Genomic DNA, 5,454 nt, shown 5'->3' with positions numbered 1-5,454 from the left:
GATCGAGCTTGCCGTTCGGGGTCAGCGGCAGCGCCGCCAGCACCACGTAGGCGGCCGGCAGCATGTAGTCGGCCAACCGGGTCGCCAGCGCGGCGCGCAGCGTGGCCGGGTCGAGCGCGGCGGCAGATTCCTGCGCGCCGGCCTCGGCCACCAGATACGCCACCAGGCGGCGCTCGCCGGGGCTGTCGTCGCGGGCCACGACCACCGCCTCGCGCACGCCGTCGCAGGCGGCCAGGCGCGCTTCGATCTCGCCGAGTTCGATGCGGAAGCCGCGGATCTTGAGCTGGAAGTCGTTGCGGCCCAGGTATTCGATGCCGCCGTCCGGCAGCCAGCGGCCGAGGTCGCCGGTCTGGTACAGGCGCTCGCCGGGGCGGTCGCTGAACGGGTCGGCGATGAAGCGTTCGGCGGTCAGCTCGGGGCGGTTCAGGTAGCCGCGGCCGACCTGGACCCCGCCGATGTGGAGCTGGCCCGCCACGCCGATCGGCACCGGTTGCAGGCCGGCGTCGAGGATGTGGATGCGGGTGTTGGCGATCGGCCGGCCGATCGGCACCGGACCCGTCTCGCCGCTGTCGGCGCAGTGCCAATAAGTGACGTCGACCGCCGCCTCGGTGGGGCCGTACAGGTTGTGCAGCGCCAGCGCCGGCAGCGCGGCGCGCACCCTTGCCTGCAGCGCATGCGGCAAGGCTTCGCCGCTGCAGAGCAGGTGGCGGATGCTGCGGCAGCTTGCGGCCGGCGCCTGCTCGATAAAGGTGTGCAGCATGGACGGCACAAAATGCAGCACCGTGATGCCGCACTGTTCGATCAGCTGCGCCAGGTAGAGCGGGTCCTGGTGGCCCTCGGGACGGGCCAGCACCAGTTGGGCGCCGGCCAGCAGTGGCAGGAAGAATTCCCACACCGAGACGTCGAAGCCGAACGGGGTTTTTTGCAGCACGCGGTCGTCCGCCTGGAGCGCGAACTGCTGCTGCGCCCACAGCAGCCGGTTGACCACGCCGTCGTGCTGGTTCATCGCTCCCTTGGGCAGGCCGGTGGAGCCCGAGGTGTAGATCACGTAGGCCAGGTCGGTGGGGCGGTTGAGCACGCGCGGATTGTCCGACGGATAGTGCTGCGGCGCCGGCGCGTCCAGCAGCAGCACCGGCGCGGCCGGCGGCAGGCAGGCCAGCAAATGCTGTTGGGCCAGCACCAGCGCCGGGCTGGCGTCGTCCAGCATATGGGCCAGCCGGGCCGGTGGGTTGCCCGGATCGAGCGGCACATAGGCGCCGCCGGCCTTGAGCACGGCCAGCAGCGCGATCACCATCTCCGGCGAACGCTCGGCGCAGACGCCAACCAGGATCTCCGGTCCCACGCCGAGCGAGCGCAGGCGGTGGGCCAGCTGGTTGGCGCGGCCATTGAGTTCGCCGTAGCTGAGCTGCTGATCGGCGCAGCGCAGCGCGACCGCGTCCGGGCTGGCCTGGGCCTGGGCTTCGAACAGCTGGTGCACCAGCAGTTGCGGCGGATAGGCGGTGGCGGTGTCGTTGAAATCGACCAGCAATTGCCGCTGCTCCTGCGCGCTGAGCATCGGCAGCGTGCGCAACGGTTGGGCCGGATCGGCGGCCACGCCTTCCAGCAACTGCGCGAAATGGCCGGCCATGCGTTCGATGGTGGCGGCGTCGAACAGTTCGGTGCTGTATTCGATGTCGATGCGCAGGCCGGCCGTCTCCAGCGCCATTTCCAGTTTCAGGTCGAAGTGGGCGTGGGTGACGCTGCCGGCGTGCTGGCCGGTGATGGCCAGGCCGCCGGCGCCGCCGTGCTGCACGATGGCCTGCGGGTCGAACTCGCTGCGGAAGTTCAGCGCCACCTGCGCGAACGGCAGGTAGGCGCCGCTGCGTTCGGTGGCCACGTGGTGCAGCAGCAGTTCGAACGGCATCCGCATGTCGTAGGCCGCCAGCAGCTTGTCGCGGGTGCGCGCCAGCAGCGTTTCAAAGGTGTCGTCCGCCGTGATGGTGCTGCGCAGGGCGATGATGTTGACGAAGATGCCGATCAGCGATTCGGTCTGCGCCGGCCGGTTGGCCGACAGCGCGCCGATGCACAGATCGTCCTGGCCGGTGTAGCGGTGCAGCAGCACGTTGTAGACGCCGCTCAGGACCATGAATAGGGTGGCCTGGTGGCGCCGCCCCAGCGCCGCCAGGCGCGCGGCCAGCGCCGGCGGCAGCAGCAGCCGGTGGCTGGCGCCGTCGTGGCCCATGCGCGGCGGCCGTGGCCGGTCGGTGGGCAGGGCCAGCAGCGCGGGGGCGCCGGCCAGCTCCTGTTTCCAATAGTCGAGCTGTTGCGCCAGGTGGACGCCGGACAGTTGCTGTTGTTCCCACCAGGTGTAGTCGGCGTACTGGATCGGCAGCGGCGCCAGCGGCGAATCGCGGCCGGCGCTGAAGGCGGCGTACAGGCGCGTGAATTCGTCCACCAGCACCCCCATCGACCAGCCGTCGTACAGGATGTGGTGCAGGGTCAGCAGGAAGACGTGCTCGTCGTCGCGGCGTTTGAGCAGCCGGGTGCGCAGCAGCGGGCCGGCCGCCAGGTCGAACGGCGTGGCCGCTTCGGCGGCGATATGCTGGCGGATCGCCGCCTCGCGCGGCGCCGCTTCCAGCATGCTCAGGTCGATCAGCGGCAAGTCCAGCGTCAGCGCCGGCAGGATGCGCTGGCGCGGCACGCCATCCTCTTGCACGAACACGGTGCGCAGCGGTTCGTGGCGCGCGATCAGCGTGGCAAAGACCCGCCGGAACACCGCCAGCGCCAGCGGGCCGTTCAGGGTCAGCGCCAGCGGCGCGCTGTAGTAGCCCTGGCCGGCGGCGTATTGTTCCAGGAACCAGAAGCGCTTTTGCGCATACGACAGCGGCAGCGCGGCCGTCCGGTCCACCGGCGTGATCGATGGCCCGGCGGCGCCGGCGCCGTCGGCGCGCAGCAGCGTGATACGCCGCGCCATGGCGGCCACCGTGGGCGCGTCGAACAGCGCGCGCAGCGGGAAGTCCAGTCCGAATCGCGCGCGCACCTTGGCCGTCAGCTGCACGGCCAGCAGGGAATGGCCGCCCAGATGGAAGAAGTCGTCGGTGCTGCCGATGCGCTCGCGCTGCAGCACCTCGGACCACAGCGCGGCCAGCGCGGTCTCGGTCGGCGTGGCCGGCGCCACGTGGGCGCCGTCGTCGGCGTGGTCGAGGTCGGGGGCGGGCAGGCGGCTGCGATCGAGCTTGCCGTTGGCGGTCAGCGGCAGGCGTTCGAGCGCGACGAAATGCGCCGGCACCATGTAGTCGGGCAGCGTGCCGGCCAGCGCCGCGCGCAAGTGCGCGCCGTCAAGCGCGGACTCGGCGACGATGTAGGCCACCAGGCGCACGTCGCCCGGCAGGTCCTCGCGCGCCACCACCAGCGCGGCGCTGACGCCGGGCAGCGCCGCCAGCGCCGTTTCGATTTCGCCGGGTTCGATGCGGAAGCCGCGCAGCTTGAGCTGGAAGTCGTTGCGGCCCAGGTATTCGATATCGCCGTCGGCCAGGTAGCGGGCCAGGTCGCCGGTCCGGTACAGGCGGGCGCCGGCGGTGGCGCTGAAGGGATGGTTCACGAAACGTTCGGCGGTGAGCTCGGGACGGTTCAGGTAGCCGCGCGCGACGCCGTGGCCGCCGATGTAGAGTTCGCCGGCCACGCCCTGCGGCACCGGTTCCATGTGCCGGTCCAGCAGGTAGACCTGGGTGTTGGCGATCGGGCGGCCGATCGAAGGCCGCGGGTCCGCCGCGGCCAGCCTGCGCAGGGTAGACCAGACCGTGGTCTCGGTGGGGCCGTACAGATTCCATACGGCCGGTACGTGGCGCAGCAGTTGCTGCAGCAAATCGGCGGGCAGGGCCTCGCCGCCGCACAGCACCTTGAGGCTTTCCGCGCCCGCCGGCCAGCCGTGCGCGAGCAGCATGCGCCAGGTTGACGGCGTGGCCTGCATCAGGCTGACGTGGTGGGTTTGCAGCAGCGCGGCCAGTTGCCGCGGATCGGCCGCCGCCGCGGCGACGGCCAGGATGATGCGGGCGCCGACCATCAGCGGCAGATACAGTTCCAGCGCGGCGATGTCGAACGATACCGAGGTCACGCTGAGCACGACGTCGTCCTGCGCGATGCCGGGCGCTTGCCGCATGCTGTGCAGGAAATTGAGCAGGTTGGCATGCTCGACCATGACGCCCTTGGGCAGGCCGGTCGAGCCGGAGGTGTAGATGATGTAGGCCAGGTGGCCGGCGTGCAGACCCAGCGCGGCGGGGTCGGGATTGACGTCGGCGCGGGCGGCGATGGCGGCCGCTTCGGCGGCGTCGTCGATGGCCAGCGCGGCTGCGCCGGCGGGCAGGGTGTCCAGCAGGGACCGCTGCGTCAGCACGGCGGCCGGGGCGCTGTCGGCCAGCATGTGGGCGATGCGCTCGGCCGGGTAGGCCGGATCGACCGGCACATAGGCGGCGCCGGCCTTGAGGATGGCCAGCAGGGCGGCCACCAGGTCGAGGCCGCGTTCGAGGCAGACGGCGACACGGTCGCCGGGGCGCACGCCGCGCGCCAGCAGATGGTGGGCCAGCTGGTTGGCGCGGCGGTTCAGTTGGCCGTAGCTCAGGCTGTGGCCCTCGCACACCAGGGCGATGGCGTCCGGCCGCGCGGCCGCTTGCGCCTCGAAGGCCTGGTGCAGCAGCTGGTCGCGCGGGTAGTCGGCGCCGCTGGCGTTGAAGCCGGTCAGCAGCTGGTGGCGCTGGTCCGGCGTCAACAGGGCCAGCGCGCCGACGCGCTGCCGCGGGTCGGCCGTCATGGCCGCCAGCAGGGTCTGGAAGTGGCCGGCGATGCGTTCGACGCTGGCGTGCTCGAACAAGTCGGTGGCGTAGTCGATGTGGCCGCCGATGACGACGCCGTCGTCGGCCAGCGTCAGCGACAGGTCGAACTGCGCGCTCAGTTGCTCGGCCGGCAGCGCGGCCAGTTGCAGGCCGGGCAGCAGCAGCGCGCCGGCCGGGGCGTTGTTCCAGGTCAGCATGGTTTGGAACAGCGGGCTGTGGCTCATGCTGCGCACCGGCTGCAGCGCCTCGACCACCTGCTCGAACGGCAGGTCCTGGTGGGCGTAGGCGTCCAGCGCCGTGTGGGCGACCTGTTGCAGCAGCTCGCTCACGCTCGGGTCGTCGTGCAGGCGCACACGCAGCGCCAGGGTGTTGACGAAGAAGCCGATCACGTCCTCGACTTCGCGGCGCTGGCGGTTGGCCACCGGGGTGCCGACCACGATGTCGTCCTGGCCGCCGAGGCGGGCCAGCAGCGCGGCCCAGCCGGCCAGCATGGTCATGAACAGGGTGGCGCCGTGGCGTCCGGCCAGGGCGCGCAGCTCGGCGCTGAGGGCGGCGGGCAGGGTCAGCGCGACGCTGGCGCCGGCGTAGCGCTGCACGGCCGGCCGTGGCCGGTCGGTGGGCAGGGCCAGCAGGGCGGGGGCGCCGT

At 71.7% G+C, this 5,454-nt stretch carries 1 protein-coding gene; it reads right to left on the bottom strand.

What is annotated here, in order from left to right; genetic code table 11:
- On the bottom strand, positions 1–5,454 hold a 5,454-nt coding region (locus KVP70_RS32815), incomplete at both ends, for a non-ribosomal peptide synthetase (protein WP_217946627.1).

The organism is Duganella violaceipulchra, from assembly GCF_019166075.1.
Classification (GTDB): Bacteria; Pseudomonadota; Gammaproteobacteria; order Burkholderiales; family Burkholderiaceae_D; genus Rugamonas; species Rugamonas violaceipulchra.
The sequence above is the reverse complement of the archived record's forward strand: the minus strand, read 5'-3'. Positions and strand labels throughout refer to the sequence as shown.